This is a genomic window from Devosia sp. (assembly GCF_024707125.1).
Lineage (GTDB): Bacteria > Pseudomonadota > Alphaproteobacteria > Rhizobiales > Devosiaceae > Devosia.
This window is the reverse complement of record NZ_JANQAH010000003.1, coordinates 15,636-29,112: the sequence shown is the minus strand read 5'-3', so window position 1 is coordinate 29,112 and position 13,477 is coordinate 15,636. Positions and strand designations below refer to the sequence as shown.

The window sequence follows — 13,477 nt, the reverse complement described above, 5'->3', positions numbered from 1 at the left end:
CCAAGAGGCGGCAGCTGAAGATTCGCGTCCATTACCATCCAAGGACGCATCATGCCCTCCTACACCTCCATTTCACCTGACAAGCTCGCCCGCCTAGTGGGCACCTCCAAAGCTCCGCTCATCATCGATGTCCGCGAGAACGAGGCTTTCGAGCTCGACGCCAGAATACTTCCTGCATCAATACGCCTGCACCATGCCAGCGCTGAAGTCTGGGCGTCGAGATACTCCGGACGGCCGGTAGTCGTGGTGTGCCAACGCGGCAAGAAGCTATCTGAAGGCGCCGCGGCCTGGCTGCGGCATTACGGTGCCGAAGCGGAGGTTGCTGATGGAGGATATGAGGCCTGGCGTGACGCCGGACTGCCGCTGGTGCCAGCATCATCTATTCCCTTACGGAATGCTGCTGGCCAAACAGTCTGGGTAACGCGCTCCCGACCCAAGATCGACCGGGTGGCATGCCCCTGGCTCATCAGGCGGTTCGTTGATCCCTCGGCCGTGTTCCTGTTTGTCGCACCCGGCGAAGTCGAAGCCGTCGCCCGATCGGTTCGGCGCCACCCCGTTCGACGTGGAGGATGTGCACTGGAGCCATCGCGGCGAACTATGCACCTTCGACGTGATGGTAGAGGAATTCGGATTGTCCTCCGGCCCGCTGGATCGGCTGGCGACCATCGTCCGTGCTGCTGACACCGATCGGCTCGACCTTGCACCGGAAGCGGCGGGGCTGCTTGCTTTATCACTCGGTCTTTCCCGGATGCACGCCGACGACCTGCAGCAGCTCGACGCCGGTATGTCGATCTACGACGCTATGTACCGATGGGCGCGGGACGCCACGGAGGAAACGCACAACTGGCCCACCAACAAGGCGAGGAGCTGACGATGGACGACATCCAGGCAAAACCGGCTCCCGATACCTACAAACCCGGCGACAGCATCCCCTTCGGCGAAGCCGTCAAGGTATGGATACGGGTGGCGGCGCTGAGCTTCGGTGGTCCGGCGGGCCAGATCGCCGTTATGCATCGTATCTTAGTGGACGAGAAGCGCTGGATCGGCGAAAGCCGTTTTCTCCACGCCCTCAACTACTGCATGCTCCTCCCCGGACCGGAAGCCCAGCAGCTCGCCGTGTACATCGGCTGGTTGCTTCACAAGACAAAGGGCGGTTTGGTAGCCGGCGCAATCTTCGTGCTGCCAGGCTTTCTGTCCATCCTGGCGCTGAGCTACGTTTACGTCGCCTTCGGAAACGTAACAGCAATCGAAGGTCTCTTCTTCGGGCTAAAGGCCGCTGTTCTGGCAGTCGTGGTCCAGGCGGTGTTGCGAATTGGTGGCCGTGCGCTGAAGAACCCGGTGACGGTCGGCATCGCAATCGCGGCCTTCATCGCCATTTTCCTGTTCCGTGTGCCTTTCCCCATCATTATTGTCCTAGCCGGCCTCGTTGGTTTCCTGGGCGGCAGATCCGGTTCGCCGCTTTTCAGGGTCGGTGGCGGGCACAGCGCTGCCAAAGGCAATGTTCTGGCTGATGCGGACTCTGTTCTTGGGGAAGCTACTCCGGCCCACGCGCGCCCGAACCTACGCTGGTCATTGTCGATATCAGCTGTATTCCTGGCGCTTTGGCTGGTGCCCGTCGCCGCCGTCCTGGTATTCTTGGGGCCGGACAACGTCTTTTCCAAAATCGCTGTTTTCTTCAGCCAGATGGCGGTGGTGACGTTCGGCGGTGCCTACGCCGTCCTGGCCTATGTGGCTCAGGAGGCGGTACAGAACTACGGGTGGCTGCAGCCCGGAGAAATGCTGGACGGACTCGGTATGGCCGAGACGACACCCGGGCCTCTGATCCAGGTGGTGCAGTTCGTTGGCTTCATGGGGGCCTTCAGAGATCCGGGTACGTTGCACCCCATGCTTGCCGCAACGCTGGCGGCGGTGCTCACCACCTGGGTGACCTTCGTCCCCTGCTTCCTCTGGATATTCCTCGGCGCCCCATTCATTGAAGTGCTGCGAGACAACAAGGCGCTCACCGGGGCGCTGTCGGCGATTACCGCGGCAGTGGTCGGTGTCATTGCCAATCTTGCTGTCTGGTTCGGGATGCACACCTTGTTCCGGCAGGTAGTCCAGTGGCAGGGTGCCGGCTTCAACGTGGATGTGCCGGTATGGACGACGATTGACCTGCCTGCTACGGCGTTGGCAGCAGCCGCGATCGTTGCGATCTTCGGCTTAAAAGCAAAGATGATCCCTGTGCTGCTTGCATGCGCCGTTGGTGGTATGGCGTGGGCACTGGTTACCGGTGCTTAGCCGAGCAACTCGGCCGACGCGAAACCGATCAGCGCCAGTCCGGCGAGGACGTTACACCATCGGGCGAAGCGGTCCACGGATTGCCCGTGCCTGTCCAGCAGCGCCAGGATGGCCCTGCTCGCGAATACGCTAACCAGTGCCACGGCGACCAGGATCGAGCCAACTCCGACGAGCATGGCGACGGCAAAGACCAGGCCCGCTTCCGGCACTCCCTGCGATACAGCGTAGACCATGATAAAAAGGGTCAGCGGGCATGGCGCCAGGCCAGCGAAGAACCCCACGGCGGCGCCCTCGCCATGGTGATGGGGACGATGCCGGAATGCTGCAACGACCAGCCAGACACCGATCGCGACCAGGAGCAACCGGCTGGTCAGTTCGAGCACCGGTGCCTGGCCGGCTCCAACGATGGTTCGGGTGACCAGTGCGGTACCGACCAGCGCCAACACTACCGCCGACCCGATATGTGTGACGGACAAAGCAAACGCTGTTCCCAGCGCATTCCAGGGCGACATGCCGGACCCGACGACATAGGCGGCAAGGACAGCCTTGCTGTGCCCCGGCGTGAGGGCATGGATGGAGCCGAACAGCATTCCCAGCGGCAGCACGGCCAGGAGCGCCAGCCAGTCGCCCGTGGCCGCGAATGCCGCGACGTCACCAGAGAGGGTGCCGTGTATGCCGCGCTGCAGGCCGACGAGGAACTCGAACACTAGCCGTGGCTATGCCCGTGGCGGTGGTGGAGATCGGGATAGTGCGGGTGCTTATGCCGCATCGGTTCGTGGCGGTGCCAGTGGGAGTGCGGTTCCGTTACCGCGCCGTCGTGGGCGTGCTGGTGGTGCTGGTCATGGGTATGGGCATGATCGTGCTCGAGCGCTTCATGGTCATGCTCATGGTCGTGCCGTTCGGCAAGGTGCAGGTATAGCCCGATGGCCATCAGTATCCCCGCGCCGACGAGCTGCCAGGTGATCCCGTCACGGAAGATGGCGATGGCGAGCACCGCTCCGACGAAGGGCGCCAGCGAGAAGTAGGCACCGGTGCGTGCAGTACCCAGGTGCCTCAGCCCCAGCATGAACATGACGAGGCTGACCCCGACACCGAGGAAGCCGACGACCGCGCCGGCGCCGATGAGGCCGACTCCTGGAAGGCTGGCCCCCAGTGAAAGTGCCAGCACCAGGTTCGTCGAACCTGCCACCAGTCCCTTGATCATAGCGATCTGGACCGGATCGGCCGACGACAGCTTGCGCGTTAGATTGTTGTCGATGCCCCAGCACAGACAAGCTGCGGCGATGAAGAGGCTGCCGGTATCGAGGCTGAGGCCCGTCCCGGTCCACGATAGGAGTACTGCGCCCGCTAGAATCGCGCCGGCGCCGAGGATGAGCTGCCGGTCCACGTTTTCGCGGAACACGATCCAAGCGATGGCCATCGTGGCCAGGCCCTCGAGGTTGAGCAGGAGCGACCCGGACGAGGCACTGGTCTGCGACAGGCCCAGCATGAGGAACAGCGGACCCAGCATGCCGCCGAAGAGGATCACCGCAGCGAGCCATGGCAGGTCGCCGCGTTGGAGTGACGCCTCGGGTGATGGGAGTCCAATCAGAGGGCGACCAATGTGCACGATCGCCAGCCCGATGCCGGCACCGAGATAGAGGATGCCGGCCAGGAGCCATGGATCGACGGACCCGATCAGGAGCTTGGACAGCGGTGCGGAAGCGCCGAACAGGATTGCGGATCCGAGGGCAAGGGGAACGCCCGGCCAGAGATAGGATTTGGATGCCATGGGGTCTCTACGGATTTCGGTGGCGATATATCGCTCGGATCAGGTCAATCTCGGCCTGCAGCTGTGGATGAAGTGACTCTACGGCATCCAGACGATCTATCGCAGCGCGAAGTTCTGCCGTGGCCCGGTTGCTAAGATTTGGTCCATCCCAACCTCGCAGGAGCAGACGTGCTTCAAATACAAGGTTTGTGGCGTCGTCAGCGGTCATAGTCCACATAGTATAACATTCGCACTCAAGTCGAACTAACGGATTGCTTGATCTGCTACCGACCCCATTTCCGACGTTCGCGGCTTAAGTGTTATCGCCCAACAGCGGACCTTCGACCCCGAACAAAACCCGAAAATTTAGGGCATACATTCTCTTTCCTCCTCCTCGTGACGACTTCTCAGCCTCGCTCGTGCTTTCGCAAGTGATGCTTTGGGCCGAGTTTCTCGCGGCGGCGGAGGCGACTTGGCCATCGGCTTCCCGTTTTTCCCGCATTTCGTTCGACGGCCTCTGAGCTTCGGAACCAGGTTTTCCGCACTTGGCAGAAGGCAAAATGAACGGTTCTAATCTCAAAATGCGCAAGCGATTGCGCAAGCTATCATCCGCGCTCTAAAAGAAGATATTGACATCAAGTGCGCAAGCGCTTTACCAATGTGAGGTGTCTGGGGTCGGCGTGTTGGCTAGGTGGTCCCGACATAAAGCTGATTGGGAGGAAATATGTTCAGAAACCTGCTTCGCGGCAGCGCGATTGCTGCTGTCTCATTGCTGGCGGCAAGCACCAGTTTTGCGGCCGAGATCACCCTATGGATCCGAGCCGATGGCGCAGCGTTCATGCCGCCTTTGGTCGAGGCGTTTAATGCTCAAGGTGAAGACAAGGTCACCTTGGAAATTATTCCGGCGGCCCAGCTGCTGCAAAAGTATGCGACCGCACTTGCAGGTGGCAGCGCACCCGACGCGCTGTCCCTCGATCTGATCTTCACACCGTCTCTTGCGGAAAAGGGACAACTGGAAGACATGACCGCTTGGGCGAAATCGCTAACATATTTCGATGCCTTGTCGCCGGCACATGTCAGTGTTGGTACCTATCAAGACAAGATCTACGGCCTTCCTTTTGCGGCGGATGCCTCGATCCTCCTCTGGAACAAAGACCTGTTCGCCGAAGCCGGTCTTGACCCCGAGACCCCGCCAAAGACTTGGGCCGAGATCGAGTCCTTCGCTGAGGCGATCAACGATCCCGCCAACGACACATACGGGTACTATTTCTCTGGCTCATGTGGCGGCTGCGGCATCTTCACTTTCACGCCTTTCGTCTGGGCGGGTGGCGGCGAGATCATGAGCGCCGACGGGAAGTCCGTCATGCTGGACAGCCCGCAGCTACGCAGCGCGATGGAGCTACACCGAGGGTATGGTGGAGAAGGGGCTTCTTCCAGAGGGCGCCGCATCGGATCCTGGCAGTAATTTCCTTGCCTTCCAGAACGGTAACATCGGCATTCAGGCACTCGGCGCATTCGCGATCGGCGTATTTGCCGGCAATGCCGACCTGAACTATGGCGTGACACTGATCCCGAACGAAGAAGGCACCGCTGCGTCGTCATTCCTGGGTGGTGAAAATCTTGTCGTCACCAAAGGCACTGCCCCAGACAAGATAGCCGTTGTGCAGAAGTTCCTCGAATTCGCTTACACAGCTGAGCGCCAAGCCGAGGCCGCAAAGTTGGGCAGCCTTCCAGTACGAACCGATATCGCTGACGAAGCTTTGGCTGGCTTAGATGCCCGCTATGCCGAGGCAGCGAAGGCAGTCGCCATTGGACGCACTCCGTATTCCACGGTTTTCAATGAGCTCTTCAACGATCCCAATGGCCCATACGCCCAGTTCATGGCTGACGGCATGTTCGGTGACGACCTCGACGCTGCAATCGCGGCAGCGCAGGAAGACATGCAGGCCATCGTAGACAGCGCCAACTAAAGGGCGCAGCGGCGGCGCCATCCTCCCCATCTCCCAGGTGCCGCCGCAAATTCTCCTCTTAAATCGGACTTGCACCATGCTCGCCAGGCACAAGCAGGCCATGCTGGGATTGGCTTTTTTGTGTCTCCAGCAGTCCTGATCGTCGGAATCTTTTTCCTCTATCCGCTGGTCATGACTGGTTGGATGTCGCTGCACGACTGGCCGCTTTTGGGCGTGCCGGAGTTCATCGGCCTAGAAAACTACGCCACAATGGTCGACGACCAGAAATTTTGGTCCGCCATGGGCTTTACACTCATCTATACGGTGGTGGTCACGATGGCGATTTTCGCGGTAGCATTTCCGCTCGCACTCTTTGTGGACCAGCCCCGGCGCTTGATCGGCGTTTATCGTACGGCCTTCTTTCTCCCTGTCGTCGTGGGTCTCGGCTCGGCCAGTCTGCTTTGGGTCTGGCTTCTCAATGTCGATACCGGCCTTTTCAGTCCAGCCCTCAAGATGCTCGGCCTGGTTGAGCGACCTAAGGCGTTGCTCGGCCAGTTCGATACGGCATTTATCTCGATCGTCGTCATGGTGGTCTGGAAGATCGCCGGATTTACCATGGTCATTCTACTCACCGGGCTCCAGAGCATCCCTCACGAGTTGAAGGAAGCTGCTCGAATTGACGGGGCAGGGCCGTTCCGCATCTTTTTCAAGATCACCTTTCCCCTGATGCGCAGGACTTTTGCGCTGGCTTTGGTGCTGTCCGTTGCGGGCTCAATCCTCGCTTTTGACCAATTCTACATCATGACGTCCGGAGGCCCCCGGAACAGCACGATCACGGCGGTCTATTGGATTTTCAACACGTCCTTCGTGCAGTTCAAGCTCGGCTATGGTGCCGCACTCTCGATTGTTCTCCTCGCGGTTCTTGTCCTGCTCAGCGTCCTTCAACTCATCGTCCTTCGCGACAAGGAGGCAGCGTAATGGCAAAAACACCGAATTTGCGCACCGTGACCTTTCACGGCTTTGGGTTGATTTTGTCTGCCCTCTTTGTTGCTCCCCCTGGCATGGGCCGGGTTGAGTTCGTTCAGAAATGGATCTGATGCCGGTCGCCCTCCAATACCACCGTGGCCTCAAGGTGCGCCGAGCACCGAAAACTACGCGGCGCTGGAAGCGTTCGGGTCGGGAATCCTGCGTTATTCAACCAACAGCCTAGTTGTCTCGCTTGGCACCGTTGCGCTCACCGTGGTGATTAGCCTGCTCGCTGGGTATGGCTTCTCGCGGTTTCGCTTCCCTGCGAAAAACCTGATCTTTGTGGCCATTATGACGACGATCATGATCCCGTTTCAGTCAATCCTGACACCCCTGTTTGTCATGCTCTCGCGTCTCGGGCTCCAGAACACTCATTTGGGACTGATCCTGGTTTACACCACCCTACAGCTCCCGTTTTCCGTCTTCATGATGAGGAATGCTTTCGACGCTGTCCCCACAGAGATCGAGGAGGCGGCGCGTATCGACGGAGCGGACACTTGGTTGATCCTGCGGCGGATCATGTTGCCGCTGGTTTTGCCGGGAGTGGTCACCGTGGCCATCTTCGCGTTCCTTAATTCATGGAATGAGTTTCTCGCAGCGCTCATCCTGCTGACAGAAGACAAGAACTACACACTACCTGTCATGATGTCCGCAGTTCGGGCCGGCCGAATGGGCGCCGTTGACTGGGGTGCACTACAGGCGGGTGTCACAGTGATGATGCTGCCCTGTCTCGTCATCTTCCTGTCGCTTCAGCGCTACTACGTCCGCGGCCTGACAGCTGGCGCGGTCAAATAGGACTTCAATATGATCGATACCGACACGACTTCTCCCGTCACCCGCCGTTTTCGGCCGCCAGCAGTCCCTCAAGTTGAACTGCGAGGATTCTGGGGGCAGCGCGCCGACGTTGTCGCCGACCGCACAGTCCATATTCTTTACGACCGCTGTGTTGCGGCCGGCATGTTTGACCAGATTGATCCTGACCGCACAGCACCTGGAAAAGTGGTTTCCTACGACGGCGGGCTGATGACATCCCAGATGTTCTGGGATTCCGATTTTGGCAAGATTATCGAATTGGCCTCATACACCCTCTTCCGAAAGCCGGATTCCACCCTCGAGGCGAAGGTCGACGCCATCGTCGACATCTATGAGAGGCTCCAGCAGCCGGATGGTTATCTCAACAGCTGGTTTCAACGTATTGAGCCGGGCCTTCGTTGGACAAACCTGCGCGATACCCACGAGCTCTACAATGCTGGACATATGATCGAGGGGGCCGTTGCCTATTTCCAGGCAACAGGCAAGCGCAAGTTCCTCGACATCATGTGCCGGTACGCCGACTATATCGCCAGTGTTTTCGGCCCTGATGCCGGTCAGATACGGGGATATGACGGGCACGAAGAGATTGAGCTCGCGCTCGTCAAACTCGCGCGGGTTACTGGCCGTACTGACTATCTTGAACTCGCCAAGTTCTTCATCGACGAGCGTGGGCAGCAACCACATTTCTTCGATCTGGAGGCGCTTCAACACGGGCGGGACCCCGCCGAGTATCACTTCAAGACTCATGAGTTCAGCCAGTCGGCCGAACCTGTCCGGGACCAGCGGAAGGTGGTCGGTCACGCGGTAAGGGCGATGTATCTCTATGCAGGTATGTCCGACATAGCGACCGAATTCCATGACGCCGCCTTGGAAACGGCCCTTGAAGGGCTATGGGCGGATCTCACGACGCGAAAAATGTATGTCACCGGAGGTATTGGTCCATCTAGGACAAACGAGGGGTTCACGTTTGATTATGACCTTCCCAACCTGACCGCCTACGCGGAGACCTGCGCTGCCGTTGGCCTCGTTTTCTGGTCAAGCAGGATGCTTGGACTCGGTCCGAACCGTGTCTATGCGGACATAATGGAACAGGCTCTCTACAATGGCGCCTCATCTGGACTATCTCTCGATGGATCCCGGTTCTTTTACGAGAATCCACTGGCCAGCCGGGGGGACCATCACCGTTGGGAATGGCACCGTTGCCCTTGCTGTGCGCCAAATATCGCTCGTCTCACCGCGTCTGTTGGGAGCTATATGTATGGCGAAGGGAGCAATTCCCTCGCGGTGCACCTCTATTGCGATAGCACCGCCAATCTCGATGTCGGTGGGCGCAAGGTCGAAATCGTTCAAACCACCGAGTATCCCTGGAGCGGCAGCATTCTGCTGCAGGTTAACCCAGAGCGCGGGACCGATAGCTTCACGCTCTATCTCCGCGTCCCTGGCTGGTCGTCTAGCTACACGCTCTCCATCAATGGTGAACCCGAAGTCGTCGCAATGAACGACGGCTATCTGGCGCTTCACCGCGATTGGACTCGTGGGGATGAGGTGCGCCTAGATCTGGCGATGGATGTCGAGACGATCCATGCCCATCCCTTCGTTGGCGACGACGCCGGTCGCGTTGCTCTGCGCCGAGGGCCGCTCCTCTATTGCCTTGAAGGGGGCGACAATGAGAGGCCCATTGCCAGCTTATCAATCGCAACGACGAAAGGTGCCGAGCGGGTCGCCCTCGACGGAGCTCCAGGTATTGTAGGCCTGCGGCTCAGCGGTTATGCCGATGACATGGAGGCTTGGGGCGGTAAGCTCTACCAATCTCGGCCGGCGGCTACGAAAGCGGCGACACTTACCGCAGTGCCATATTACGCCTGGGCGAACCGGGCTGCTGGAGACATGCAGGTTTGGGTGCGTAAGGCGCCGGAATAGGCATGGGATCAGCTTTTTGCCTTGTCTAGGGTCTTGCTACCGTTCAATTGATGCGTGAGCAAAACGAGGTGGGCATGAAGCCAGTCTTAAAGACGTCCGGGAAAGCCAAGGAACAAGTGACGCTTCAGACTGTGGCAGATGCCGCCGGCGTCAGCCTCGCAACGGCGTCAAAGGCTCTTAGCAATACCGGCCGGATGAAACAGGAGACGCGCGATCGCTGTCGTTCGCGTCGCAAAGTCCTTCAACTTTCGGCCGAGCGGCCTCGCTCGGTCTCTTTCGACCAATCGCAGCTTCACCATCGCCTTCTTCAATAACGACCTGACTGGACGTCTAACGTTACCGGTCATGGCGGGGGTTACGTCCGCTTTGTTCGATCGCGGTGTGTCGGTGTTCCTCTGCAGCACCGAGGATAACCCAATCCCGACACAACGGTATATGGACGCGGTGATCGACAAGCGCGTCGACGGGATCATCGCCGCCGGTAAACGCACTGACCGCCAGGTCCCGGCCGAACTTTCGTCTCTCGGGGTGCCTGTCGTTTATACCATCGTCCAGCCGGAGCCGAATTCGGTCTGCTTCACCGTGGATGACGAGGGCGGCGGGCGAATGGCGACAGAACTGCTTATTGCGAAAGGGCGGCGTCGGATCGCTCACGTCACCGGCCCAGCAAACTTCAGGGTCGTTCATGAAAGAGCGTTGGGCTACAAGTCCGCGCTGGCGTCCGCCGGGCTCGTTGAACCCGAAATCGGAACGATTATGGACGATTGGGCGGAAAGGGCGGGGCGCGACGCTGTTCGACTTCATTTCGACGGGGTGGTAGCGCCGCCCGATGGCTTCGTCTGCGGCAATGACCAGATTGCCAGAGGTGTCGTCGATGCCCTGGCGCTCAGGGGTGTCAGAGTGCCGGAGGACGTGTCAGTGATCGGGTACGATAACTGGCACTATTATGCGGAAGAGGCATCTCCTCCGCTGACCACGGTCGATATGAACCTCGAGCAGTTGGGGCGGCTGGCGGGAGAGACGCTGCTGCAGATGATCGATGGGCACGTGGTTGAGCCCGGCACGCGCAGGCTTCCCTGCCATGTGGTCGAACGTGGCTCCGCTTAATCAGGATTCACGGCGAGACGCGGTTGTCATCTCGCTGCCCACAATAGGCCTCGCTTCAAGATGGTTCGTGGTTGGGGCAGTTCGAGCTCGTCGGCGGTATGGCCAAGCGACGAGTAGAACACGCGACCCTCGCCATATGCAGTCGTGAACACCACCGGCATGGTCACGTCTTTTCGCCAAGGGTGGAATTCGCCACTGAACCTGGTGGTGGCCAGAACTTCGACCGCCGGATCATAGTTTAGGTAGTACTGCTCCGACGTGTAATCGAAGCTTTCTATGCCCCTCATGATTGGATGATCCGGATTGGTGACGTCAACGCGATACGTCACAATGTCACCGGGATGCTGGACCCAATAGACGCTGGCCGCATATCGGAATGGCACGCTTGACCGAAAGCTTGTCGCAAGGCCCATGTGAAAGCCCGCCAGACCGGTTCCTTGGCGTACGGCGCCGACGAGGTTGTCCATTTTCTGCTTACCGAGATCCCCGCCGGTGATGACGGGAACAATGAGGTTGTTGGCGCCAACCTCATCGTCTCCGAGCGCATCATAGTCGGGGGTCACGATGCAGTCGAAGTTCTCGGACTCGAGTATCTCTTGCACGACGCGCGCGCTGCGCTCGGGTGTATGCAACTCAATGCCACCCCAGACGATGAGGGCCCTTTTACGAGTGCTCATTGTCTCACTCCAGCATGTGATCTGGCATTGAGGCGTCCAAGGATCTCCGGCCCAGTAATGCCCTAGGACACTTGCATGGCACTGACATCGACACCTTCGTTAGCAAACAATTGCTCAAGCGCGGCGAGGTCTGGCGCTGGTGGCACTTGTCCCATCGCGTTCTCAGCCGCTGACCCCACGGGCATTGCCATGGCTGTAGTCACAAGGATCGTGGTCCCGGCATCAATCTCTCCCCGCAATTGCGGAACGAGGGTCTTTGCTGCAATGAGATTGGTGTTGGGCAGTGCTCGAAGCGTGCGACCCTTCCTAAGGCCGCCTAGGTCTACAATTGCGCTGATATCCGTCGTCGTGGAGGCAATCGCTCGCCGGGTGTGATCGGTGGTCGCAACCGGGTCAAAGTCGGATATTGCGATCGCAAAACCGCCCTCGGTGGAATGAAGCGGCCGCGGGGTCGAAACCCGGTGAACCCGGATGTGCCAGGGATTTGCCGGCACAAGCCAGGTCTCTACAACAACGTCTTTCCATGGCTGCCACCGGGAATAGAGGCAGTTTCCTGCTATCTGGGCCTGTTCGTTACCCTCGCGAACCCGAAAGCGACTTCCATCGTCCGAGAACGCCAACATCCCGTCGAATGCAGCATGGTCGTAGTCTCGATCATCCACTTCGACCGAGAACCCATACCGAGATGAGTAGACGAACTTGCAGTATTTCTCCGAGCTCTGCCGCAAATGCCAGCGCTTGAGGCCCGATCCCAATTGCTGCCCCGACGACAGCGCGACAACATTCCCAGGGGTCTTGATCATCACCATACCTGGATGCGGCAGAGGAACTGGGTGGGGCGCACCGACGTGCTCAATCTCGTCGGCGGTCCAAAACGGATGATCGGGCGCTAGTGCGAGCGGAAGGAAGGCCTTGAACGCCCAATATGGCGAGGCAGCAGAGTTGTAGCTCTCACTCATCAGCAGGTTGGGGTATCCGTACCCTACGGACAGAATGCCGTCGCGGTTAGCGATAGGCTTTTGCGCCCACCAGCGTAGGTGCCGAAGGTAGTGTCCCTTGATCTCTCCCCATGGCAGCGCTTCGACGTTTGCGAACGCCAGCGCTGCCCAGATGCCTCCGCAGGCAAACCGATAGGTAAGGCTGCGGCCGAAGGCCAGGGTGCCACCGTTGTCATCGTACCAATGTTTGATTTGCTGGGCGAATAGAGCGGCACGTTCCCGGTATGCCGCAGCACGCTTTTGATCATCCTTTTTGAGGGTGGCATAAAGGAGGCCGTAGAAGTGCATCGCGAAGCCGACATAGTGATCAAGCTGCCGGCTTTGCCCGTCACGATACCACCCATCGGCGATGTAGAATGCGTCCAACTGGTCCAGGTATTGTTCGGTCAGTGACCAGTCAAACGCGACGCCACACTCCTCCAGCCCGAGATCGACCAGGATGCGGAAAAATTTCCAGTTGCTGTCGGAGTATTCCAGTTGCCTGGCATGTTTCAGATATGCCGCCAGATTGTCCTTTGCCTGCTGCGGAAGGGGATCCCAGACGACACCAGGCAGCAACCGCATCGTAAAGCCAATCGCGGCAAGCTCGACCATCCTTTGGTCGGTTCCGCTGAAGGTTCCCCAGTATTCTGGGTGAGCCGGATCCGAGCCATTGGCGAGACCCTGCCGGTACATCTCCCAATGGTCGAAATTGCCGCCTCCGGCTGTTAGCGGGGCCAATCCCCAGAGCGGTCTCGCGAACCCCTCGAGATCAGCCGCAGCGCGGTCGAAATGCGCTCCAGCCGCGTCCAGTCTCACTCGGGCATTCCCGGGAGAAAAATGTCCGAGAAGAGGAGTCATCAGACCATTTAGAGCCCGCTCGATGTCGGCGCGCGTCTGCAGTGGGTTGCCGTGAAGTGGATTCGCTCTGACTGGATCGATGGTCAATTTGCCGGCCTTCTGTCGGGTGCCGGCACGAAA

At 59.3% G+C, this 13,477-nt stretch carries 9 protein-coding genes and 3 pseudogenes; 8 read left to right on the top strand and 4 right to left on the bottom strand.

Going from position 1 to position 13,477, the window contains the following annotated elements:
- Window positions 1-51: 51 nt before the first annotated feature.
- Window positions 52-871 (top strand): annotated as a pseudogene (locus NVV77_RS01140) (chromate resistance protein ChrB domain-containing protein).
- 2 nt (window positions 872-873) lie between these two features.
- Window positions 874-2,277: a chromate efflux transporter gene (gene chrA, locus NVV77_RS01135; RefSeq protein ID WP_295409893.1), complete on the top strand. Its 1,404-nt coding sequence runs from the start codon at window positions 874-876 to the stop codon at window positions 2,275-2,277.
- Here the strand turns inward: chrA and NVV77_RS01130 are convergent.
- Entirely contained in the window at window positions 2,274-2,984 is a 711-nt protein-coding gene (locus NVV77_RS01130; protein WP_295409891.1) for a sulfite exporter TauE/SafE family protein, read from the bottom strand. The genes chrA and NVV77_RS01130 overlap by 4 nt on opposite strands.
- Window positions 2,984-4,048: a DMT family transporter gene (locus NVV77_RS01125; RefSeq protein WP_295409890.1), complete on the bottom strand. Its 1,065-nt coding sequence runs from the start codon at window positions 4,046-4,048 to the stop codon at window positions 2,984-2,986. The genes NVV77_RS01130 and NVV77_RS01125 overlap by 1 nt, the downstream gene beginning before the upstream one ends.
- Window positions 4,049-4,751: 703 nt before the next feature.
- On the opposite strand from NVV77_RS01125, the pseudogene NVV77_RS01120 reads away from it, so the two are divergent.
- The 6 genes and pseudogenes from NVV77_RS01120 (at window position 4,752) to NVV77_RS01100 (ending at window position 10,842) form a co-directional block, all read left to right on the top strand.
- Window positions 4,752-5,997: pseudogene (locus NVV77_RS01120) on the top strand (sugar ABC transporter substrate-binding protein).
- 69 nt (window positions 5,998-6,066) lie between these two features.
- On the top strand, window positions 6,067-6,954 hold the full coding sequence (locus NVV77_RS01115) for a carbohydrate ABC transporter permease (protein WP_295409887.1): 888 nt from the start codon (window positions 6,067-6,069) through the stop codon (window positions 6,952-6,954).
- A pseudogene (locus NVV77_RS01110) lies at window positions 6,954-7,797 on the top strand (carbohydrate ABC transporter permease). Before NVV77_RS01115 ends, NVV77_RS01110 begins: the two are co-directional and overlap by 1 nt.
- Before the next feature lie 9 nt (window positions 7,798-7,806).
- Window positions 7,807-9,735 carry a beta-L-arabinofuranosidase domain-containing protein gene (locus tag NVV77_RS01105; RefSeq protein WP_295409885.1) on the top strand — a complete coding sequence of 643 codons (1,929 nt, stop codon included), beginning with the start codon at window positions 7,807-7,809 and terminating at the stop codon, window positions 9,733-9,735.
- Between the two features lie 50 nt (window positions 9,736-9,785).
- Window positions 9,786-10,049, top strand: a complete 264-nt coding sequence (locus tag NVV77_RS21815; protein WP_367178574.1) for a LacI family DNA-binding transcriptional regulator — start codon at window positions 9,786-9,788, stop codon at window positions 10,047-10,049.
- Between the two features lie 52 nt (window positions 10,050-10,101).
- Window positions 10,102-10,842 carry a LacI family DNA-binding transcriptional regulator gene (locus NVV77_RS01100; protein WP_367178573.1) on the top strand — a complete coding sequence of 247 codons (741 nt, stop codon included), beginning with the start codon at window positions 10,102-10,104 and terminating at the stop codon, window positions 10,840-10,842.
- Between the two features lie 26 nt (window positions 10,843-10,868).
- On the opposite strand, the gene NVV77_RS01095 is transcribed toward NVV77_RS01100, so the two are convergent.
- Entirely contained in the window at window positions 10,869-11,519 is a 651-nt protein-coding gene (locus NVV77_RS01095) for a ThuA domain-containing protein (protein ID WP_295409883.1), read from the bottom strand.
- A 62-nt stretch (window positions 11,520-11,581) separates the two neighbouring features.
- Entirely contained in the window at window positions 11,582-13,444 is a 1,863-nt protein-coding gene (locus NVV77_RS01090; RefSeq protein WP_295409881.1) for a DUF2264 domain-containing protein, read from the bottom strand.
- Window positions 13,445-13,477 lie beyond the last annotated feature (33 nt).

Coding starts and splice junctions, on each gene's coding strand:
- NVV77_RS01095 (WP_295409883.1), bottom strand. CDS start 11,519: ATGAGCACTCGTAAAAGGGCCCTCATCGTCTGGGGTGGCATTGAGTTG.
- NVV77_RS01105 (WP_295409885.1), top strand. CDS start 7,807: ATGATCGATACCGACACGACTTCTCCCGTCACCCGCCGTTTTCGGCCG.
- chrA (WP_295409893.1), top strand. CDS start 874: ATGGACGACATCCAGGCAAAACCGGCTCCCGATACCTACAAACCCGGC.
- NVV77_RS21815 (WP_367178574.1), top strand. CDS start 9,786: ATGCGTGAGCAAAACGAGGTGGGCATGAAGCCAGTCTTAAAGACGTCC.
- NVV77_RS01125 (WP_295409890.1), bottom strand. CDS start 4,048: ATGGCATCCAAATCCTATCTCTGGCCGGGCGTTCCCCTTGCCCTCGGA.